The sequence below is a fragment of the Kitasatospora sp. NPDC034023 genome, assembly GCF_055575795.1.
In genome coordinates this window covers 86,008-106,407 of the sequence record NZ_JBVIRY010000021.1, presented here as the reverse complement: position 1 = coordinate 106,407, position 20,400 = coordinate 86,008, and the positions used below count along the sequence as shown (strand labels likewise).

At 73.9% G+C, this 20,400-nt stretch carries 16 protein-coding genes; 12 read left to right on the top strand and 4 right to left on the bottom strand.

Translation table 11 applies throughout. The annotated features are described in order from the left end of the window. Positions 1 to 32 precede the first annotated feature (32 nt). From ACZ52R_RS26265 to sucD, 3 genes are all read left to right on the top strand, one after another. Complete coding sequence (locus ACZ52R_RS26265) at positions 33 to 1,202, top strand: VWA domain-containing protein (protein ID WP_360495157.1); 1,170 nt, start codon at positions 33 to 35, stop codon at positions 1,200 to 1,202. 303 nt (positions 1,203 to 1,505) lie between these two features. Continuing rightward, positions 1,506 to 2,678, top strand: coding sequence for an ADP-forming succinate--CoA ligase subunit beta (gene sucC / locus ACZ52R_RS26260; RefSeq protein WP_360495160.1), 1,173 nt, complete (start codon positions 1,506 to 1,508; stop codon positions 2,676 to 2,678). A gap of 18 nt (positions 2,679 to 2,696) precedes the next feature. After that, complete coding sequence (gene sucD, locus ACZ52R_RS26255) at positions 2,697 to 3,587, top strand: succinate--CoA ligase subunit alpha (protein ID WP_360495163.1); 891 nt, start codon at positions 2,697 to 2,699, stop codon at positions 3,585 to 3,587. Between the two features lie 129 nt (positions 3,588 to 3,716). Here sucD and ACZ52R_RS26250 read toward each other — a convergent pair whose 3' ends face one another. Then, on the bottom strand, positions 3,717 to 5,798 hold the full coding sequence (locus tag ACZ52R_RS26250) for a LuxR C-terminal-related transcriptional regulator (protein WP_465754259.1): 2,082 nt from the start codon (positions 5,796 to 5,798) through the stop codon (positions 3,717 to 3,719). A 132-nt stretch (positions 5,799 to 5,930) separates the two neighbouring features. Here ACZ52R_RS26250 and ACZ52R_RS26245 point away from each other — a divergent pair, with 132 nt between their 5' ends. Further along, positions 5,931 to 7,391, top strand: coding sequence for a cell division protein PerM (locus tag ACZ52R_RS26245; protein ID WP_465754258.1), 1,461 nt, complete (start codon positions 5,931 to 5,933; stop codon positions 7,389 to 7,391). Between the two features lie 47 nt (positions 7,392 to 7,438). Here the strand turns inward: ACZ52R_RS26245 and ACZ52R_RS26240 are convergent, their stop codons facing one another. Continuing rightward, on the bottom strand, positions 7,439 to 8,116 hold the full coding sequence (locus ACZ52R_RS26240) for a hypothetical protein (protein ID WP_465754257.1): 678 nt from the start codon (positions 8,114 to 8,116) through the stop codon (positions 7,439 to 7,441). A gap of 498 nt (positions 8,117 to 8,614) precedes the next feature. Between ACZ52R_RS26240 and purN the strand changes: the two genes are divergently transcribed. Beyond that, positions 8,615 to 9,274 (top strand): phosphoribosylglycinamide formyltransferase, encoded by a 660-nt coding sequence (gene purN / locus ACZ52R_RS26235; RefSeq protein WP_360495175.1) that lies wholly within the window; start codon positions 8,615 to 8,617, stop codon positions 9,272 to 9,274. Next, positions 9,271 to 10,848, top strand: a complete 1,578-nt coding sequence (purH, locus tag ACZ52R_RS26230) for a bifunctional phosphoribosylaminoimidazolecarboxamide formyltransferase/IMP cyclohydrolase (RefSeq protein WP_465754256.1) — start codon at positions 9,271 to 9,273, stop codon at positions 10,846 to 10,848. Before purN ends, purH begins: the two co-directional genes overlap by 4 nt. Before the next feature lie 118 nt (positions 10,849 to 10,966). On the opposite strand, the gene ACZ52R_RS26225 is transcribed toward purH, so the two are convergent. After that, the gene (locus tag ACZ52R_RS26225; protein ID WP_360495181.1) at positions 10,967 to 11,578 is read right to left on the bottom strand and encodes a hypothetical protein; all 612 of its coding nucleotides are present in this window, start codon (positions 11,576 to 11,578) and stop codon (positions 10,967 to 10,969) included. A 569-nt stretch (positions 11,579 to 12,147) separates the two neighbouring features. Here ACZ52R_RS26225 and ACZ52R_RS26220 point away from each other — a divergent pair. The 6 genes from ACZ52R_RS26220 to ACZ52R_RS26195 all read left to right on the top strand — a co-directional run bounded on the left by ACZ52R_RS26220 (position 12,148) and on the right by ACZ52R_RS26195 (position 17,774). Continuing rightward, on the top strand, positions 12,148 to 13,002 hold the full coding sequence (locus ACZ52R_RS26220) for a bifunctional methylenetetrahydrofolate dehydrogenase/methenyltetrahydrofolate cyclohydrolase (protein WP_360254771.1): 855 nt from the start codon (positions 12,148 to 12,150) through the stop codon (positions 13,000 to 13,002). Positions 13,003 to 13,021: 19 nt separating this feature from the next. Next, positions 13,022 to 13,447 (top strand): DUF3017 domain-containing protein, encoded by a 426-nt coding sequence (locus ACZ52R_RS26215; protein ID WP_360495187.1) that lies wholly within the window; start codon positions 13,022 to 13,024, stop codon positions 13,445 to 13,447. Between the two features lie 221 nt (positions 13,448 to 13,668). Continuing rightward, on the top strand, positions 13,669 to 14,661 hold the full coding sequence (locus ACZ52R_RS26210; RefSeq protein WP_360495190.1) for a malate dehydrogenase: 993 nt from the start codon (positions 13,669 to 13,671) through the stop codon (positions 14,659 to 14,661). 111 nt (positions 14,662 to 14,772) lie between these two features. Continuing rightward, positions 14,773 to 16,098, top strand: coding sequence for a hemolysin family protein (locus ACZ52R_RS26205; RefSeq protein WP_360495193.1), 1,326 nt, complete (start codon positions 14,773 to 14,775; stop codon positions 16,096 to 16,098). Positions 16,099 to 16,128: 30 nt separating this feature from the next. Further along, positions 16,129 to 17,169 (top strand): tryptophan--tRNA ligase, encoded by a 1,041-nt coding sequence (gene trpS / locus ACZ52R_RS26200; RefSeq protein ID WP_360495196.1) that lies wholly within the window; start codon positions 16,129 to 16,131, stop codon positions 17,167 to 17,169. A gap of 116 nt (positions 17,170 to 17,285) precedes the next feature. Next, positions 17,286 to 17,774 carry a 2'-5' RNA ligase family protein gene (locus ACZ52R_RS26195; protein ID WP_465616260.1) on the top strand — a complete coding sequence of 163 codons (489 nt, stop codon included), beginning with the start codon at positions 17,286 to 17,288 and terminating at the stop codon, positions 17,772 to 17,774. Between the two features lie 103 nt (positions 17,775 to 17,877). Here the strand turns inward: ACZ52R_RS26195 and ACZ52R_RS26190 are convergent, their stop codons facing one another. Further along, positions 17,878 to 20,388: a CDP-glycerol glycerophosphotransferase family protein gene (locus ACZ52R_RS26190; protein WP_465754255.1), complete on the bottom strand. Its 2,511-nt coding sequence runs from the start codon at positions 20,386 to 20,388 to the stop codon at positions 17,878 to 17,880. Between the last annotated feature and the right edge of the window lie 12 nt (positions 20,389 to 20,400).

Here is a 20,400-nt window from a genome sequence, read left to right as displayed (position 1 = left end):
CACCGCGGTACCCGCTGAAGCAGGAGGACGAGATGGCAGCGCCCACGACCGACGAACGGCTGCGCCGCTGGCGGCTGGTGCTCGGCGGCGAGGCCGACGGCACCGGCTGCACCCTGCGCGGCCGGGACGCCGCGATGGACGGCGCCCTCGGCGCGCTCTACCGCGGCGCGCCCGAGCAGGGCGGCCGGGCCGGCCGCGGCGGCGGGCGGCGCAGCGCGGGGCTGGGCGGTTCGGCCCCGCAGGTGGCCCGCTGGCTGGGCGACATCCGGGAGTACTTCCCGTCCACCGTCGTCCAGCTGATGCAGCAGGACGCGATCACTCGGCTCGGCCTGGACCGGCTGCTGCTGGAGCCGGAGATGCTGGAGGCCGTCGAACCGGACGTCCACCTGGTCGGCACCCTGCTCTCGCTCAAGCACGCGCTGCCCGAGACCACCCGGGAGACCGCCCGGGCCGTGGTCGGCAAGGTGGTCGCCGACCTGGAGCGCCGACTGGCCGACCGCACCCGGGCCACCCTCGGCGGGGCCCTCGACCGCAGCGCCAAGGTCAACCGCCCCCGGCACCGCGACATCGACTGGGACCGGACGATCCGGGCCAACCTGAAGAACTACCTGCCCGAGTACGGCACCGTCGTCCCGGAGCGGCTGGTCGGCTACGCCCGCGCCCAGCGCGCGGTGAAGAAGGACGTCATCCTCTGCATCGACCAGTCCGGCTCGATGGCGCCCTCGGTCGTGCACTCGGCGGTCTTCGGCGCGGTGCTCGCCTCGATGCGCACCCTGGACACCCGGCTGGTCGTCTTCGACACCTCGGTGGTCGACCTCACCGAGCAGCTCACCGACCCGGTGGACGTCCTGTTCGCCACCCGGCTCGGCGGCGGCACCGACATCAACCGCGCGCTCGCCTACTGCCAGTCGAAGATCACCCGCCCCTCCGAGACCGTCGTCGTGCTGATCAGCGACCTGTACGAGGGCGGTATCCGGGACGGCATGCTCAAGCGGGTCGCCGCGATGAAGGCGGCCGGCGTCCAGTTCATCGCCCTGCTCGCGCTCTCCGACGAGGGTGCGCCCGCCTACGACCACGCGCACGCCGCCGCCCTGGCCGCCCTCGGCGCGCCGGCCTTCGCCTGCACCCCGGACGTGTTCCCCGAGATCATGGCGGCGGCGATCGAGAAGCGCCCGATCCCGGTGCCCGACCAGGGGGTGTGACGGATTCACCCGGACGTGCGAATCCACCCGATCGGTGGAAGGGGGTTTACCGGGACGCTCTAGGCTGTCTGTGACGGTTCTCACCCATGCCGGGCAGGCCCCGGGCGGAACAGTCCCGTCCCACGGGGATAACCTGCCAGACGGACGTGACGCGCGTGTTGATTGACGTGTGCGCCCGTGGCTGTGTGGGCCGCAAGGCCGTACCTCTGCGTACCCGCACCGCCCCGACGACCCGCAGCGAAGATCCTGCCGTGGCACGCTCGTAGAGACACAATCCGCGACCACGAACAAGGACGAACACACGTGGACCTGTTCGAGTACCAGGCGAGGGACCTCTTCGCCAAGCACGGCGTGCCCGTGCTTGACGGTGATGTCATCGAGACCCCCGAAGCCGCTCGTGCCATCGCCGAGCGCTTCGGCGGACGCGCCGTCGTCAAGGCTCAGGTGAAGGTCGGCGGCCGCGGCAAGGCCGGTGGCGTCAAGCTCGCCGCGGACCCGGCCGATGCCGTCGCCAAGGCCGAGGCGATCCTCGGTATGGACATCAAGGGCCACACCGTTCACAAGGTGATGCTGGCCCAGACCGCGGACATCAAGGACGAGTACTACGTCTCGTTCCTGCTGGACCGCACCAACCGCACCTTCCTGGCCATGGCCAGCGTCGAGGGCGGCGTGGAGATCGAGGTCGTCGCCGAGCAGAACCCCGAGGCGCTCGCCAAGATCCCGGTCGACGCCAACGAGGGCTGCACCCCGGAGAAGGCCGCCGAGATCGTCGCCGCGGCGAAGTTCCCGGCCGAGATCGCCGACCAGGTCGCCGACGTCCTGCAGAAGCTGTGGAAGGTCTTCATCGCCGAGGACGCGCTCCTCGTCGAGGTCAACCCGCTGATCAAGTCCGGCGACGGCAAGATCATCGCGCTTGACGGCAAGGTCTCCCTGGACGAGAACGCCGAGTTCCGCCAGCCCGAGCACGAGGCCCTGGAGGACAAGGCCGCGGCCAACCCGCTGGAGGCCGCCGCCAAGGCCAAGGGCCTGAACTACGTCAAGCTCGAGGGCCAGGTCGGCATCATCGGCAACGGCGCGGGCCTCGTCATGAGCACCCTCGACGTGGTCGCCTACGCCGGTGAGAAGCACGGCGGCGTCAAGCCCGCCAACTTCCTCGACATCGGTGGCGGCGCGTCCGCCGAGGTCATGGCGAACGGCCTGGAGATCATCCTGGGCGACCCCGACGTCAAGTCGGTCTTCGTCAACGTCTTCGGCGGCATCACCGCGTGCGACGCGGTCGCCAACGGCATCGTGCAGGCCCTGGAGCTCCTCGCGAGCAAGGGCGAGAACGTCACCAAGCCGCTGGTCGTCCGTCTGGACGGCAACAACGCGGAGCTGGGTCGCAAGATCCTCGACGACGCGAACCACCCGCTGGTCCAGCGCGTGGACACCATGGACGGCGCCGCTGACCGCGCCGCCGAGCTGGCCAACAAGTAAGGAAGGGGACTTCACACCATGGCTATCTTCCTTACCAAGGACAGCAAGGTCATCGTCCAGGGCATGACCGGCTCCGAGGGCATGAAGCACACTCGCCGCATGCTCGCCTCCGGCACCCAGATCGTCGGCGGTGTCAACCCGCGCAAGGCCGGCACCACGGTCGACGTCGACGGCACCGAGGTGCCCGTCTTCGGCACCGTCGCCGAGGCCATGGAGAAGACCGGTGCCGACGTCACCGTCATCTTCGTGCCGCCGAAGTTCACCAAGGACGCCGTCGTCGAGGCCGTCGACGCCGAGATCGGCCTGGCCGTCGTCATCACCGAGGGCGTTCCGGTGCACGACACCGCCGCCTTCTGGGCGCACGCCGGTGCCAAGGGCAACAAGACCCGCATCATCGGCCCGAACTGCCCCGGCCTGATCAGCCCCGGACAGTCGAACGCCGGCATCATCCCGGCCGACATCACCACCTCCGGCAAGATCGGTCTGGTCTCGAAGTCCGGCACCCTGACCTACCAGCTCATGTACGAGCTGCGCGACATCGGCTTCACCTCGGCCGTGGGCATCGGCGGTGACCCGGTCATCGGCACCACCCACATCGACGCTCTCAAGGCCTTCCAGGAGGACCCGGAGACCGAGATCATCGTCATGATCGGTGAGATCGGTGGCGACGCCGAGGAGCGTGCCGCGGACTTCATCAAGGCGAACGTGACCAAGCCGGTCGTCGGCTACGTCGCGGGCTTCACCGCCCCCGAGGGCAAGACCATGGGCCACGCCGGCGCCATCGTCTCCGGTTCCTCGGGCACCGCCCAGGCGAAGAAGGAGGCCCTCGAGGCCGCCGGTGTCAAGGTCGGCAAGACGCCGTCCGAGACCGCCCGCCTGGCCCGCGAGATCATCGCCGCCCAGGCCTGATCCCGCCCCCGCGCGCAACGAGCGCCCCCGCCCTTCCCGGGCGGGGGCGCTCGCCGCTTTCAGCGGGCTGCTTCGGCGCGCTGCTTTCGGCGCGCCTCCGGCTGCCGGCCTCCGGGGAGCCGGCCTCCTTCAGTGCGCTCTCGGTCCCGTCGTGCAGGGCCGCGGCGACCACAGCGGGCAGACCACCGGACCCTGCGGCGGCGGGGCCTCCGCGCCCCGCGCCGCCGCCGGCAGCTGCCAGCGGGCGACCGCCTGGCTGTGAGGCTCCAGCAGTACTGCCTCCAGTCCCGGCGCCGGGCTGCACCACAGGCTGCTGATGCCGTTCGGCGCCCCGCCCGGCAGCAGCGGCACGCCCGGCTCCTCCGCCTCGGCGGCGGGCAGGCACAGCGAGGGTGCCGGCGGCTCGGGCGGCCGGAACAGCACGGCCGGCCGCACCCCCGCCAGGGTCGCCAGCGCCGCCCCGCCCACCGCCGCCGTCAGCAGGGCCGCCGCGCCCGTCCGGCTCGCCGTCCCCAGCCGGTACCGGGCCCGCAGCACCGGCACCGGCGCCCGGTGCGGGGCCGGGCAGCCGCGCACCGCCGCCCGGTGCAGCAGTCGGCTCAGCCCGTCCGCGAACCCCGGCGCCGCCGGATCCGGCCCCACCAGGTCCGGCACCCACTGCGCCAGCGCCGCCCTGGCCGTCCACACCCGCCCCTCGGCGGCCGCCCGCGTCGACTCCACCTCCACCGCGATCGCCGCCGCCGGCAGCCCCAGCCCGTCGTGCAGCACCAGCGCCCGGCGCTGCGGCCGCGACAGCCGCTTGAGCGCCTTCAGCAGCGCCCGGTCGCGGTCGGTCAGCCGGTCGTGGTCCGGCAGCACCGCCTGCGACTCGTCCGCCGGACGCACCTGGATCCGCCGGTGTGGCAGGCCCCACGCGTGCGCCCGTCGCGGCCCGCCCCGGTGCCACGGCGACAGCGCCAGCTCACACGCCCGCACCCGCACCCACGCCTCCGGATCCCCCGACCGGGCCACCGCCTGCCACCCCCGCCGCGCCTGCCCGAACGCCAGCCGCACACAGTGCACCGCGCGGTGGCGGCAGGCGGTCAGCAGGAACACCTGCTGCACCAGGCGGGTGTGCGCGGTCTCGTACAGCTCCTCGAAGCTCGGCGCCGGGCGGTCGGCGGCGTAGGGCGAAGCCGGTGCGGGGGACGAAGGGTCGCGCCTCTCCGCGGGCCGGCCGCGCCCGCCCGCGGCCGGTGCGGCCGGAGCCGTGTGCGTCATCTCGCCGTGCCCTTCCGTGCCGGCGGGCGCCGGGGCGGGCCGGCCGCCGACGGCCGGGGGCTGCTGGTGCTTCGCGGTCGAGGAGTCCTGGGGGGCCTGCGGTCCGTCGCCGGAGGGTGCCGTACGGCTGGCGAGCGGGGGCCGCTGATGCTCCGGAGCCGTGGAACCCTGGGGGTTCTGCGCCAGGTTGTCGTGCTGTGCCGCCTCCTCGTTCCGTCCGGTGCCGGAGGACTGCCGCCGTTCTTCGTCTGCGGCCGAGGCGGCCGGAGTCGCCTGCCCGCCGTCGGCGGCCGGGCGCCCGTGCGCGGCCGCCGACGGCGCCGTGCCGGTGCCGGCGGAGGTGTGCGGCTCCGCGCCGGTCTCCGGTGAGGTGTCGATGAGGTCCGGCCGGGGCGCCTGGTCGGGGAGGGAGGACGGACGCCCGCGCGCGGGCGTGTGCGCCGTGTCTCCGCGCTCTTGGCGGGCGCGCCGCGCCGTCCGGCCGCGTCGGGCGCCGGAGGCGGGGGGTGGCGTGGCGCCCGGCGGCGCTGCCACCACTGCTTGAGGTGCCGGCTGCGCCGCCTGCTCGGCCGTTCGGGTCCGTCCGCCGTCGATCGCCGTCCGGCCGTTGACCGCGGCGGGGCCGAGGGAGGACGGGGTGAGGCCGGCGAAGTTCGCCGGGCGCAGGGGCGGGACGTACGGCAGGGTGCCCGCGGCGCGGGTGATCGCCTCGGCTTCGGTGGGGGCGCCGAGTTTCCGCATGGCGCGCAGGAGGTAGCTGCGGGCGGTGGTGGGGGTGATGCCGAGGGCGGCGGCGGTGTGGGGGAGGTCGTGCCCGGCGGCGAGGTGGGCGAGGGTCTGGGCCTCACGGGGGGTCAGCTTCCGCAGCAGGCGGGCCGCGTCGTGGTCGGCGCCGGCGGGCTCGCGGTGGCGCTTCGGGGTGGGGGAGTCGGCGGTGGGCGGCGTGGTCATCAGACGCTCCGGGCCGGGGCGCCGGCGGTTGGGGGGCAGGGTCTGAAAATGCGCATAAGCCAATAATCTGGGACACGGCGGCGGTTTGCCGCTTCACGGAGCATGGCGAGTCGCCTTGGCACCATGAGGCGCATGACGCAGCTGATGGGCCGTCCGATCCTCGAGGCGCCGGGAGAATTGGGCGGACGCCCCGCGCTGGCCGACCTGTTGGCGGGGGTACGGGCGGCGCTGGTCGGCTTGGCGGGGGTCGGAGTGCCGGTGCTCGGGCTGTGGGTGGTGACGCCGTACGCGGACGACGGCGCCGCCGCTGCCACCCGGTTGGCGGGGGTGCTGTGGCTGCTCGGGCACGGTGCGCCGGTGCTGCGCGGGGATGCGGGCGCCCCGCTGACCGTCACTCCGCTGCTGCTCGGCGTCCTGGCCGTGGTCCGGCTCCACCGGGCGGGTGCCGGGGTGGCGGCGCGGCGCGGGCCGCTGCGCTCGCGCTGGGGCGGCCCGGTGGCGCTATGGGCGGGGTACTGCGCGGTGGCGGTGGCGGTGGCCCTGCACTGCGCGGGCGCCGGGCTGTTCCGCAGCCAGGTGCTGCTGGACGTCCTGGTGGTGGCAGTGGTGGCGGCCCTGGCCACGGCCGCCGGAGTCCGCTCGGCCGACGCCGTCGGCTCCCCGATGGCCCGCTCCCCGATCGCCCGCTCCACGATGGTCGGCTCCCCGATCGCCCGCTCCCTGCTGGACCGTCTCCCGCCGTCGTGCCGTCCGACCGGCGGCGCGGCGGTGGTACGGGCCGCGGCGCTGGCGGCCGGGGCCGGGCTGGTCGCGGCGGGCGGGGTGCTGGTGGCGGTGTCGGCGCTGCTGGACGCGGTGGTCGGCGGCGGGCGCGGGATGGCGCTGCTCGGACGCGGGCCCGCCGCGCTGTCGGGCCTGCTGCTGCTCGCGCTGGTGCTGCTGCCGAACGCGGTGCTGTGGGGCGCGGCGTACGCGCTCGGCCCGGGGTTCGTGGTGGGCACCGGGACGGCGGTGTCGCCGGGCGGTACGGCGCTGGGGTCGGTGCCGGAGTTCCCGCTGTTCGCGCTGCTGCCGGCCGACGGCCCGGGCGGCTGGCGGTGGGCGGCGCTGGTGCTGCCGCTGCTGGCCGGGGTGGTGCCGACGGTGTTGTTGGGCCGCGCGGCGGCGGGTCGGCGGAGTCCGGCCGACGGGATCGAGGGAATCGAAGGGGTCGAGGGGGCTGAGGACCGCGCCGAGCCCTGGCCGCCCGCCGCGACGGTGACGGCTGCGCTGGCGGCGGCCCTGGTGGTGGGGGCGGTGGCCGCCCTGCTGGGCTGGCTGTCCGGCGGGGCGCTGGCGGGCGAGCGGATGGTCTGGCTGGGGCCGGTGCCGTGGTCGACGGGCCTGGCGGCGGCGGGCTGGCTCGCGCTGGTGACCGTCCCGGGCGCCCTGCTCGTACGGCACCGCGCGCTCGCCCCGGCGGAGGGGCAGGGCGCGTACGCCCGGCTCGTGTGGCAGGCGCGCCGGGGTGCGCTGCGGCTGCGTGCCCGTACGCACGCCCTCGTGCTGCGCCTGTCCGGGCCTGCCCGCGAGGCCGCGGACCCGGTCGACTGAAGCCGGACCGGTCGACTGACGGACTGACGGACGGCCGGACTGCCGGGCTACTCGGTGTTCCCGGTGAAGTCCACGTACCACTGCGGCGCGTACCGGTCGCAGTTCTCGGCGCCGACGGCGGTCAGCGAGTCCTGGACGCAGGTGACGTAGTCGCGGTAGTGGTAGCCGAGGCCGATCACCGACGTGGCGACGACGACGGTCATCGCGCCGGTCAGGATCCCGGCGAGCGCGGCCGGGGTGAGCGGGTTCGGCGCCGTGCCCCCGCGGACCGGGCCGACCGCCCCCGCAGGCCCGAACGCCCCCGCAGGACCGACCGCCCCCGCAGGGCCGGCGGCCGCGCCCGCGGCACCCTTCGGGCTCCGCAGGGCGCTGATGCCCCAGACGATGCCGAGCACCCCGACCAGCAGGGCGATCCAGTGGAAGCCCGCGAACAGGCAGACCAGCGCGAACGGCCCGGCCAGCGCGGCGTTGCGGGCCCGGCGGTGGGCCGGGTTGGCGGGGTCGAGCCGGGGCGGCTGCGGGGCCGGGGGCCGCTGGCCGGGCCGGCCGTCGCCCTGGCCGGAGCCCCACGGCGGCGGGAGCTGCGGGCGCTCGCCACCCTGGCCGCCGGCGCCGTCCGAGCCCTCGCCGGTCCAGGGGCTGCGCGGCTGCCACGGCTGGTCCGGGGCATCCGTGGGCGGCGGCGCGAAGGGGTTGCGCTCGTCGGTGTCGTCGCCGCTGCTCATGGGTTCAGCCAATCCTTGTCGGTCGGAGCTCGGCCGGAGCTCTGTCGGAACTCTGTCGGAACCCGGTCGAACTCGGCCGGAGCTCGCTCCGAGTCCGGCCTGAGGGTCCCGCGGTCGTCGCGGTCTCGCGGTCGGCGCGGTCTCCCGCGCCCTCCAATGATCCCGCAGCCGTTCGTCGGCCCACCGGCGGCCCGGGCCCCGAGCCCGGTCGGGGCCGTCCGGACGGGGCGGGACTCCGGTGCGGCGGGCCCCCGGCCGTGTCTTCGACAGGCCCGGGGAGATCCCCGTCTCAACTACGCGCGTAGCGCCGCCGGGAGGGTTCGGAGGCCGTCCGACCAGCCGTTATCGTGGTGACGGTCAGCAGCTCACATCGGTTCCCGGGGCCCGCGTCGCGGCGGGTTTTCCTGGTGTTCCCCCTCGCTCGACCTGCCGTTCGTAGTGGCCCCACCACCGGTGGACGTACCAGCGCACGGCGCCCGACCTACGGAGAATCGCGCAGTGGCCGCCGCCCCCGCCCAGCACTTCCCTCCCCGTACGCCCGGACCGGCCCGTCTGGTGGTGCTGGTCTCCGGCTCCGGAACCAATCTGCAGGCGCTGATCGACGCGGTCGCGGACCCGGCGTACGGCGCCGAGATCCTGGCCGTCGGCGCGGACCGGGACGGGATCGTCGGCCTGGAGCGTGCCGCGAAGGCGGGCCTGCCGACCTTCGTCCACCGGGTGAAGGACTTCTCCGACCGCGCCGCCTGGGACCGGGCGCTGACCGCCTCCGTCGCCGAGTACGAGCCTGACGTGGTGGTCACGGCCGGCTTCATGAAGATCCTCGGCCCCGAGTTCGTCACGGCCTTCGCCGGGCGGATCGTCAACACCCACCCCGCACTGCTGCCGTCCTTCCCCGGCGCCCACGGCGTCACCGACGCGCTCGCGTACGGCGTGAAGGTCACCGGCTGCACCGTCCACCTGGTCGACGCCGGTGTGGACACCGGGCCGATCATCGCGCAGGGCGTCGTCGAGGTCGTCGACGCCGACCACGCCGATGGCGGCGACGCGCTGCACGAGCGCATCAAGACAGTCGAGCGCAAGCTGCTCGTCGACGTCGTGGGCCGGCTGGCCCGCGAGGGCCACCGCATCGAGGACCGAAAGGTATGGATTCCGGCATGAGTGCCAGCTCCACCACGCCCCCCGTTTCGGAGAACATCCGTCCGATCCGTCGCGCGCTGATCAGCGTGTACGACAAGACCGGTCTGGAGGAGCTGGCCCAGGGCCTGCACGCCGCCGGGGTCGCCATCGTCTCCACCGGTTCCACCGCCGGCCGGATCGCCGCCGCCGGTGTCCCGGTGACCGAGGTCTCCGAGCTGACCGGTTTCCCGGAGTGCCTGGACGGGCGCGTGAAGACGCTGCACCCCCGCGTGCACGCCGGCGTGCTGGCCGACCTGCGGCTGGAGTCGCACCGCGCGCAGCTGGCCGAGCTGGGCGTCGAGCCCTTCGACCTGGTCGTGGTGAACCTCTACCCGTTCAAGGCCACCGTCGCCTCGGGCGCCACCCCGGACGAGTGCGTCGAGCAGATCGACATCGGCGGTCCGAGCATGGTCCGCGCCGCCGCGAAGAACCACCCGTCGGTGGCCGTCGTGGTCGACCCGGCCCGCTACGGCGACGTGCTGAAGGCCGCCCAGGGGGGCGGCTTCGACCTGGCCACCCGCAAGCGCCTGGCCGGTGCCGCGTTCGCCCACACCGCCGCCTACGACGTGGCCGTCGCCTCCTGGTTCGAGGCCGGCTACGCGCCCAGCGACGAGCGTTTCCCCGAGTTCCTGGGCTCGACCTGGGAGCGGCAGAACGTGCTGCGCTACGGCGAGAACCCGCACCAGGGCGCCGCGCTGTACAGCGACGGCACCGGCGGCCTGGCCGGCGCGCAGCAGCTGCACGGCAAGGAGATGTCGTACAACAACTACGTCGACACCGACGCCGCCCGCCGCGCCGCCTACGACCACGCCGAGCCGGCCGTGGCGATCATCAAGCACGCCAACCCGTGCGGCATCGCGACCGGCTCCGACGTCGCCGAGGCGCACCGCAAGGCGCACGAGTGCGACCCGGTCTCCGCGTACGGCGGCGTGATCGCGGTCAACCGCCCGGTCACCGTCGAGCTGGCCGAGCAGATCGCCCCGATCTTCACCGAGGTCGTCGTGGCCCCCGGCTACGAGGACGGCGCCGTGGAGGTGCTGACCCGCAAGAAGAACCTGCGGGTGCTGGTCGCCCCCGGGGCCCCGGCCAACCGCCAGGAGGTCCGCCCGATCTCCGGTGGCGTGCTGCTGCAGGACGCCGACCGGGTGCACGCCGAGGGCGACGACCCGGCGAACTGGACGCTCGCCACCGGCGAGGCGCTCTCCGCCGCCGAGCTGGCCGAACTGGCCTTCGCCTGGCGAGCCTGCCGGGCCGTCAAGTCCAACGCGATCCTGCTGGCCAAGGACGGCGCCTCGGTCGGCGTCGGCATGGGCCAGGTCAACCGGGTCGACTCCTGCAAGCTCGCGGTCGAGCGGGCCGGCGAGCGGGCCAAGGGCGCGTTCGCGGCCTCGGACGCCTTCTTCCCGTTCGCGGACGGCCCGGCGATCCTGATCGCGGCCGGCGTCAAGGCCATCGTCCAGCCCGGCGGTTCGATCCGTGACGAGGAGGTCATCGCGGCGGCCGCCGAGGCCGGCGTGACCATGTACTTCACCGGCGCGCGGCACTTCTTCCACTGATTCCGGACCGAGCCGGACCGAGCCGGTCGCCGGCCACAGAGCCGGCGTGACGCTATGACAGAGCGGCCCGACCCCTCCGAGGAGGGGCCGGGCCGCTCTGTCATACCGGTCGGACCGGTCAGTACCTCGGCCGGTTGAACCAGTTGACGCCGTCCCGGACGCACATGGCGGTGATCCAGATGATGCTGATCGCCAGCCACAGGAAGGCCATCACCAGGCCCACGGCGGTGCCGGCGGAGATGGCGCCCAGCAGGATCAGCAGGCCGACCAGGCCCCCGAGCGAGCCGTACACGATGGTGGTGATCCGGACGGTGTTGCCGCCCTTGCCGAACTTGGCGCCGAGCGTGATGGAGAGCGCGGCGAAGAGCCCGAACAGGACCGCGACGACGATGATGACGCTGGCGGCGGCGTCGCCCATCGCGGTGAACGGGTTGTCGCTGGTCGTCGTGTGCTTGATGGTGTTGGTGGCGTCCTTGGCGGCAGCTCCGATGACCAGGTAGATGATCGTCAGGATCGCCTGCACACCGCCCACGATGAACAGCAGCACCCGCGCGGTCATCACCAGGCCCGGCATCGACGCCGGCGCGGCCGGTGCGTAGCCGTAGGCCGGGGCCTGCTGCGGGTAGCCGTACGCGGCGGGCGGCGCCGGGGGCGCCTGCTGCGGGTAGCCGTAGCCCGGGGCGGCCGGCGGCTGGCCGTACGGGTTGTTCGGGTCGGGCGGATAACTCATGGATGCCTCCGGGCAGTTGCGGGGACGGGGACGGGACGGCGGACGCCCGGTGCCGGTCGGTGAGTCGGGTCGCCGACCAGGTGGGACAGTAGCGGAGCAGGGTGACAGCCCGGCGGCGGTGACGGGCGCCGTCGGCTCAGCAGCGCGGTGAGCGCCGGATCAGTGGAGCCCTCGACGGGCACAGCGCGGGCGGGACGGCGCCGCGACGGCCGGGCTGCTCGGTCTGCTGTGGTCGGCTCACTTGCTCTTTCCCCCGGGTACGCCCCGCCGCGGGACCCGTCGGCCCGTCACCGGGCCGGGGCGCGGCGGGAATGCCCGCTTATCGTGATCCGGACGGCAGCGCCCTGTCCAGCCGGTTCCACGGGCCGGGTCAAGAATGTGGCGCAACCGCAACGTGCGGCGGACCTTCGTGCCCGTCCGGTCACCCGGACCGGACCCGCCGCGAGACCCACCCGCGGACCCGCTCGAGGACGCGCCGTGCACCCGCCCGCGGGTCCGACCGCGGGTCCGACCGCGGGACGTGGCCGGCCGTGGTACGGCGACCTGCCGCGATCCGGGAGAATGGGGTCATGACTGCCCAGATTCTCGATGGCAAGGCCACCGCCGCCGCGATCAAGTCCGAACTCGCCGCCCGCGTGGCGGCCCTCAAGGCGAAGGGCGTCACGCCCGGCCTCGGCACCGTCCTGGTCGGCGACGACCCGGGCAGCCGCTGGTACGTGAACGGGAAGCACAAGGACTGTGCCGAGGTCGGCATCGCCTCGATCCAGCGCGAGCTGCCCGCCACCGCCAGCCAGGAGGACGTCGAGAACGTCGTCCGCGAGCTGAACGCCGACCCGACCTGCACCGGCTACATCGTCCAGCTGCCGCTGCCCAAGGGCCTGGACCAGAACCCGGTCCTGGAGCTGATGGACCCGGACAAGGACGCCGACGGCCTGCACCCGACCTCGCTCGGCCGGCTCGCCCTGGGCATCGACGGCCCGCTGCCCTGCACTCCGCTGGGCATCGTCGAGCTGCTGCGCCGCCACGACGTCGAGATCAACGGCGCCGAGGTGGTCGTGGTCGGCCGCGGCATCACCGTCGGCCGCTCGATCGGCCTGCTGCTGACCCGCCGTTCCGAGAACGCCACGGTGACCCTGTGCCACACCGGCACCCGGGACCTGAGCGCCCACCTGCGCAAGGCCGACATCATCGTGGCCGCCGCCGGCGTGCCGCACCTGGTCAAGCCGGAGGACGTCAAGCCGGGCGCGGCGGTGCTGGACGTGGGCGTCAGCCGCAGCGAGGGCAAGATCGTCGGCGACGTCCACCCGGGTGTGGCCGAGGTGGCCGGCTGGATCTCCCCGAACCCCGGCGGCGTGGGCCCGATGACCCGCGCGATGCTGCTCAACAACATCGTCGAGGCGGCCGAGCGCCGCGCCGGCATCTGACACCCGAGGGACGGCGAGCATGACTGAACCGCGACCGGCGCGGTCCCGGCGCAGGCCGGTCAAGACCACCGGCATCCTGCCGCCCGAGGGCTCGTCCGCCGCCCTCGGGGGCGACCACGCCCTGCCGGTCCGGCAGTGGCCGATAACGCTGGTCCTGCTGGTGGTCGGCGCGGGCCTCGCGGTCACCTGGTTCGCCGACTTCAAGGACGGCTTCAAGTACGGGCTGCTGATCCTCGGCGGCGGCGTGCTGCTCGGCGCGGTGCTGCGCCTGGTGCTGCCCGAGGTCGGGATGCTGGCGGTGCGCAGCCGCTTCACCGACGTGATCGTGCTGACCTTCCTGGGCGCCTCGATCGTGCTGCTGACCCTGGTCGCGCAGCCGAACCCGTGGCTGCAGATCCCGCTGCTCGACAACATCGGCAAGCTGATGGGCCGGCCCAGGCACTGACCGGCCCGCGCGCCGATCGAACGGCCCCCGCCCGGCTCCCCGTCCTTCGGGAGCCGGGCGGGGGCCGCGGTGCTTCTGTGACGCATCAGCCACGCCCGCGCACGCGGCGTACGCTTCCCTTGCGATAACCTGACGCCGGTCTCTCGATGTCGAGAGACCATCCTCGGCTCCAGTGCGCCGGTGTGCCTGGGGCACCTGGCGATTTGCTGGAGAAGGTAGAAATGACTCGCACCCCCGTCAACGTCACCATCACCGGAGCGGCCGGCCAGATCGGCTACGCGCTGCTCTTCCGCATCGCCTCGGGCCACCTGCTCGGTGCCGACGTGCCGGTGAACCTGCGCCTCCTCGAGATCCCGCAGGGCCTCAAGGCCGCCGAGGGCACCGCCATGGAGCTCGTCGACTGCGCCTTCCCGCTGCTGCGCGACATCGAGATCACCGACAAGCCTGAGGTGGCCTTCGACGGCGCCAACGTCGCGCTGCTGGTCGGCGCCCGTCCGCGCACCGCCGGCATGGAGCGCGGCGACCTGCTGCAGGCCAACGGCGGCATCTTCGGCCCGCAGGGCAAGGCGATCAACGCCCACGCCGCGGACGACATCAAGGTCCTGGTCGTCGGCAACCCGGCCAACACCAACGCCCTGATCGCCCAGCGCAACGCCCCGGACGTCCCGGCCGAGCGCTTCACCGCGATGACCCGCCTGGACCACAACCGCGCCGTCGGCCAGCTGTCCGCCAAGACCGGCGCCCTGGTCTCCGACATCAAGCGCGTCACCATCTGGGGCAACCACTCCGCGACCCAGTACCCGGACATCTTCCAGGCCGAGGTCGCCGGCAAGCCGGCCTTCGAGGCCGTCGGCAGCGACCAGGCCTGGCTGGAGAACGACTTCATCCCGACCGTCGCCAAGCGCGGCGCCGCCATCATCGAGGCCCGCGGCGCCTCCTCGGCCGCCTCGGCCGCCAACGCCGCGATCGACCACGTGTACACCTGGGTCAACGGCACCGCCGAGGGCGACTGGACCTCCATGGGCGTCGTCTCCGACGGCTCCTACGGCGTCCCGGCCGGCCTGATCTCCTCCTTCCCGGTCACCACCAAGGACGGCAAGTTCGAGATCGTCCAGGGCCTGGAGATCTCCGACTTCTCGCGCGGCCGCATCGACGCCTCGGTCAAGGAGCTGACCGAGGAGCGCGACGCGGTGCAGGAGCTGGGCCTCATCTGAGCCCGCTGAGCACTCCGGCGGCCCGTCACCCCTCCCCGGGGCGGCGGGCCGCCGCCGTGTCCGGCCTCGGAGGCCCGCCTCCGCGCACCGGCCGCCCTACACTGGCCCGCTGTGAACGAAACCCTCGGGGACGCCGCGCTCGTCCTCGTCTTCATCCTGCTGGGCGGGCTGTTCAACGTCGCCGAGATCTCGCTGATCTCGCTGCGCGAGGGCCAGATCCGGACGCTGGAGGCGCTTGGCACCCGGCGCTCGGCCCGGGCCGCGCACCTGGCCGCCGACCCCAACCGCTTCCTGGCCGCCGTCCAGGTCGGGGTGACCTGCATGGGCTTCCTGTCCGCCGCCTTCGGCGCGGACACCCTGGCGGGCAAGGTCGCCCCGCTGTTCGTCCGGGCGGGCCTGACCGAGGGCGTGGCCGACGCGATCGCCCTGGTCAGCCTCACCCTGGTGATCAGCTACGCGTCACTGGTGCTCGGCGAGCTGACCCCCAAGCGGATCGGCCTGCAGCGCGCCGAGTCCATCGCGGTCATCGCCGCCCCGGTGGTGGACGTGATGTCGGTCGTGCTGCGCCCGGTGATCTGGCTGCTCGGCCACTCCACCAATCTGATGGTCCGCCTGCTCGGCGGCGACCCGGCGGCCGGGCGCGGCTCGATGAGCTCCGAGGAACTGCGCGGCCTGGTCGCCGCCAACACCGAACTCGGCAGCGACGAGCGGGCGTTGATCGCCGACGTGTTCTCCGCCGGGGAGCGCCAGCTGCGCGAGGTGATGGTCCCGCGCACCGAGGTGACCTTCCTGGATGCCGAGCGCCCGCTGGCCGCCGTACGGCACCAGGCCGACACCTCGCCGCACTCGCGCTACCCGGTGGTCGAGGGCAGCGCCGACGCGGTGGTCGGCTTCGTGCACGTCCGCGATCTGTACGGCGCCCGCGGCGAACAGGCAGCCAAGGTCCGCGACCTGGCCCGCCCGGTCAAGCTGCTGCCCGGCACCAAGCGGGTGCTGGAGGCGATGGGGGAGATGCGCCGCGAGGGCCACCACCTGGCCATCGTGGTGGACGAGTACGGCGGCACCGCGGGGATCGTCACCCTGGAGGACCTGGTCGAGGAGGTCATCGGCGAGATCCGGGACGAGTACGACCGGCCGGAGTCCGCCCCCACCCGTCGGCTGGCCGGCGGCGGCATGGAGCTGGACGGCCTGCTCAACCTCGGCGACTTCGCCGAGGAGACCGGCGTCACCCTGCCCGAGGGCCCGTACGAGACGGTGGCCGGCTGCCTGGTCGCCTCGCTCGGCCGGCTGCCCCGGGACGGCGACCACGTGCGCATCCCGCTGGAGGGCGGCGGCGGGGTGCTGCTGACGGTGGCCAAGGTCGAGGGCCGGCGGATCGCCCGGGTGAGGGTGAGTGCCGTCACACTGGTGGAACCTCCAGGGGCGGACGTTTCCTGAGCGACCGGTGGAACTGGAACAATGGCCCGCATGGTCAACGCAGCGGTCACCGGTCCGGTCAAGGGCCGTCCCCGGGTACTCTCCGGCATCCAGCCCACCTCCGGCTCGTTCCACCTCGGCAACTACCTCGGCGCGGTGCGCCAGTGGGTCGACCTGCAGAAGGACAACGACGCCTTCTACATGGTCGTCGACCTGCACGCGATCACGGTGCCGCAGGACCCGGCGACGCTGCGCGAGAACACCCGGGTCTCCGCCGCCCAGCTGCTCGGCGCGGGCCTGGACCCGGACCACTGCACGCTCTTCGTCCAGTCGCACGTGCCCGAACACGCGCAGCTCGCCTGGGTGATGAACTGCCTCACCGGCTTCGGCGAGGCCTCGCGGATGACCCAGTTCAAGGACAAGTCCTCCCGGTACGGCTCCGAGAGCACCACGGTCGGCCTGTTCACCTACCCGATCCTCCAGATCGCGGACATCCTGCTCTACCAGGCGGACGCCGTCCCGGTCGGCGAGGACCAGCGCCAGCACGTCGAGATCACCCGCGACATCGCCGAGCGCTTCAACACCCGCTACAGCCCGACCTTCACCGTGCCGAAGCCGTACATCCTCAAGGAGACGGCGAAGATCCAGGACCTCCAGGACCCGGCCGTCAAGATGAGCAAGTCAGCCTCCTCGCCCAAGGGCCTGGTGGGCCTGCTGGACGACCCGAAGGCCAGCGCCAAGAAGATCAAGAGCGCCGTCACCGACACCGGCACCGTCGTGTCCTACGACGAGGAGGAGAAGCCGGGCGTCTCCAACCTGCTGCGCATCCACTCCGCGCTCAGCGGCCAGTCGGTCGACCAGCTGGTCGCGCACTTCGAGGGCAAGATGTACGGCGCCCTGAAGACCGAGCTGGCCGAGCTGTTCACCGAGTGGGTCACCCCCTTCCAGGAGCGCACCCGCACCTTCCTGGACGACCCGGCCGAGCTGGACCGGGTGCTGGCGATCGGTGCCGAGAAGGCCCGCGAGGTGGCGTCGGTGACGCTGGAGACGGTGTACGACCGGATCGGCTTCCTCCCGGCCGCCAAGCGGTGACTCCCGTCACACGCCTGCCCGGTGGTGACGACCGTGACCCGCCCTTCGCCGCCGAGCGCCCGGATCCGGCGCGCTCTTCGGCCCAGGGCGGGGAGGTCGTCACCATCGGCGTGTCCGTGAGCGTCCCGGATCCGTACGGCGTGGCGATCCAGGACGCCCGGGCCGGGCACGGCGATCCGCTGGCCCGGTCGATACCGACGCACGTCACCCTGCTGCCGCCGACCGAGGTGCCGGCCGAACTGCTGCCGAAGATCGAGGAGCACCTGGCGGCGGTGGCGGCCGCGCACCGGCCGTTCCGGATGCTGCTGCGCGGCGGCGGGACCTTCCGCCCGGTCTCCCCGGTGGTGTACGTCCGGGTCGAAGAGGGCGCGCAGGAGTGCCGGCTGCTGGAGGCGGACATCCGCTCCGGCCCACTGGCCCGCGAGCTGGCCTTCCCGTACCACCCGCACGTGACGGTCGCCCACGGCCTGCCGGACGAGGTGCTGGACCGGGCGTACGAGCAGGCGCGCGGCTTCCGGGCGTCGTTCCCGGTGCCGGGCTTCGGCCTCTCCCGGTTCGACGCGGACGAGGTCTGGCGGCCCTGGCGGAGCTACTCCTTCTCCTGAGTCGGGGTCCACGACCGACCTCCTGGGTCGGGGTCCACGACCGACCTCCTGGGCCGGGGTCCACGACCGACCTCCTGGGTCGGGGTCCACGACCGGCGCCGGGCTATCCCCCGGCCGGCCGCGGTGCGAGCATCCGGTCGACCACCCGGCGGGCCGCGCCGCCGTCGTCCAGCGCGCAGTGCTCGGCCTGGAAGCGCCGGTAGCGCTCGACGCAGCCGGGCGGTAACCCGGCGCCGCTGTCGGCGAGTTCGCGCAGCGCGCCGAGCAGTTCGGCGGAGGTCGCCACCAGCGGGCCCGGGGCGTTCGACTCGAAGTCGAAGTAGAAGCCGCGCAGGGTGTCGCGGTAGTGCTCCAGGTCGTAGGTGAAGAAGTAGATCGGGCGGCCGGTGATCGCGAAGTCGAACATGATCGACGAGTAGTCGGTCACCAGGACGTCCGCGACCAGCAGCAGTTCCTGCGGGTCGGGGTAGTCCCCGCAGTCGTACCGGAAGCCGTCGCCCGCGCCCGGGAGGGGTTCGCGCACGTGCGTGTGCGGGCGGACCAGCAGCACGTGGTCCTTGCCGAGCAGCCGCCGGGCGTGGTCGAGGTCCAGCCGCAGGTCGAGCCGGAAGCCGTCGCCGTCGCCGCGCCGCTGGTCCTCGCGCCAGGTCGGCGCGTACAGCACGATCCGCTTGCCGTCGGGGACGCCGAGCCGGCGGCGGACGGCCGCGGCGATCCGCCCGTCCGGGCGGGCGAGCATGTCGTTGCGCGGGTAGCCGGACTCCAGCACCTCGCCCCGGTAGCGGAAGGCACGCCGCAGGATCGGGGTGGCGAACGGGCTGGGGGAGAGCAGCAGGCTCCACTGCGGGGTCTCCCGGTCGAGTGCCTCCAGGTAGCCGTGGTCGGCCAGCCAGGGGTTCTCGACGTCGTGGGCGATCCGCTTCAGCAGCGAGCCGTGCCAGGTCTGCACGACGACCTGGCCGGGGCGGCGCTCCAGGAAGTCCGGGAAGTGCGTGTTGCCGACCAGGTAGCGGCAGGTGGCCAGCGCCCGGTACCACTCCGGGCTCCAGATCCGCACCGGCGTGATTCCGGCCGGCACCTCGGCCTGTGCGTCGTCGACCACCCACAGGTGCTCCAACGGCGTGCTGCGGCGCACGAGTTCGGCGTGCACCGCGCGCGGGGAGTCGGCGTAGCCGCGGCCGCCGAACACGTCGTACAGCACGGCCTCGCGCAGCGGTTCGCGCCGGGCGGCCGGGTAGTGCTCGGCGCGCTGGCGGTGCTGCGTCCAGGCGCTGCGCTCGGCGGCGCCGAGCACCGGGGTGGAGTCCACCAGGAGGGTGTCGTGCCAGCGGCGCTGCAGCAGGATCCGCTTGCCGCCGGCCGTGGTGGCGGCGGGGACGGCGGGCAGCGCGGCGGGGGCGGCGAGCAGCGGGCGGCCCGGCCCGGAGCCGTCGGCGGGCTCCAGCGCGGCCTCCCAGATGCCCTTGCGCAGCGGCAGCGCGGCGCCGTCCGAGCCGGTGCGGGTGGCGGGCACCCGGGCCAGGAAGCGGCCGTCCGGGCCGGTCTCGACCGGGGTGCGGACCTCGCTCGCGGTGCCGGAGTGCCGCAGCACCAGTTCCAGCCGGTCCGCGGCCGGGTCCGGGCAGTGGCCGCACAGTTCGAAGCCGTCGGCCCGTACCGCGATCCGGTCGACCAGGCCGACCGCGGGCTGGACGCAGACCTGGAGGCGCCCGTCGGCGAGGTGCTTGAGGTAGAGCACGCGGCCGGGGGCGTCGGGCAGCGGGTGCTGGCCGGCCACCGGGCCGCCGCGTTCGTCGAGGCAGAGCTGCTCGGTGCCGCCGTCGGGCCGCAGCAGTTCGGCGTCCCAGTGCTCCGGTTCGCCGCTGCCGCGCCCTGCGGCGGTGAACGGCCGGTACGGCAGGCGGGTGGTGAAGGTGTTCCCGCCGCGGGTGAGCGGCTGCTCGATCACCGCGTCGCTCTGCCGGTGGCGCAGCCGCAGCACGGTGCCGGAGGGGCAGGAGTCGGCGATGCCGCCCAGGTCGAGGTCGACGGCGGTGCGGGCGGCCCGGGTGATCCGTACGGCCGGGCGCTCCAGCCGCAGCCGTAGCCGGCCGTCCTCGAAGTACGGCTGGAGGCGGACGTCGCGGTCCACCCAGCGGGCCGGCGGGTATTCGCCGGAGCCGCACCAGTGCGGGGCGAGGGCGCCGTACTGGCGGCGCACCCGGGCGGCGCGGGGGCGGGTGAAGAGGGTGGTGTCGATCTGCCAGTCGCCGAGCAGCCACCGGCCCTCGCGGCGCAGCCGGCCGGGCACCAGCAGCACGGTGAAGCCGGACCAGTCGTGGTTGTACTCGGGCTGGGCGCTGTCGTCGGTGATCTCGGGCAGCCTGCGGGGCGTGGAGCGCAGGTGCAGCGGGGGCTCGGCCTGGTCCTCGTGGCGCAGGGTCAGCCAGGTCCAGGCGGAGCCGGGGCGGCCGGTGTCCAGTCCCTGGGGGCGGGCGAATCCGGTGAGCTCCAGGCCGCGGCCGTGCCAGCGGGCGCGCAGCAGCCCGAACACCACGTCCTCGTCGTCCGCGGGGCGGGCGGTGGTCACACGGGGAGCGGCGTGCGGCAGGACGAGCCGTGTGAGCACAGGCATGGCAATGGGGCC

What these genes read in the sequence shown, in the direction of transcription:
- ACZ52R_RS26265 (WP_360495157.1), top strand. Translation starts at nt 33, where the DNA reads ATGGCAGCGCCCACGACCGACGAACGGCTGCGCCGCTGGCGGCTGGTG.
- sucD (WP_360495163.1), top strand. Translation starts at nt 2,697, where the DNA reads ATGGCTATCTTCCTTACCAAGGACAGCAAGGTCATCGTCCAGGGCATG.
- ACZ52R_RS26250 (WP_465754259.1), bottom strand. Translation starts at nt 5,798, where the DNA reads ATGACCACGCCGCCCACCGCCGACTCCCCCACCCCGAAGCGCCACCGC.
- ACZ52R_RS26245 (WP_465754258.1), top strand. Translation starts at nt 5,931, where the DNA reads ATGACGCAGCTGATGGGCCGTCCGATCCTCGAGGCGCCGGGAGAATTG.
- ACZ52R_RS26240 (WP_465754257.1), bottom strand. Translation starts at nt 8,116, where the DNA reads ATGAGCAGCGGCGACGACACCGACGAGCGCAACCCCTTCGCGCCGCCG.
- purH (WP_465754256.1), top strand. Translation starts at nt 9,271, where the DNA reads ATGAGTGCCAGCTCCACCACGCCCCCCGTTTCGGAGAACATCCGTCCG.
- ACZ52R_RS26225 (WP_360495181.1), bottom strand. Translation starts at nt 11,578, where the DNA reads ATGAGTTATCCGCCCGACCCGAACAACCCGTACGGCCAGCCGCCGGCC.
- ACZ52R_RS26220 (WP_360254771.1), top strand. Translation starts at nt 12,148, where the DNA reads ATGACTGCCCAGATTCTCGATGGCAAGGCCACCGCCGCCGCGATCAAG.
- ACZ52R_RS26215 (WP_360495187.1), top strand. Translation starts at nt 13,022, where the DNA reads ATGACTGAACCGCGACCGGCGCGGTCCCGGCGCAGGCCGGTCAAGACC.
- ACZ52R_RS26210 (WP_360495190.1), top strand. Translation starts at nt 13,669, where the DNA reads ATGACTCGCACCCCCGTCAACGTCACCATCACCGGAGCGGCCGGCCAG.
- trpS (WP_360495196.1), top strand. Translation starts at nt 16,129, where the DNA reads ATGGTCAACGCAGCGGTCACCGGTCCGGTCAAGGGCCGTCCCCGGGTA.
- ACZ52R_RS26190 (WP_465754255.1), bottom strand. Translation starts at nt 20,388, where the DNA reads ATGCCTGTGCTCACACGGCTCGTCCTGCCGCACGCCGCTCCCCGTGTG.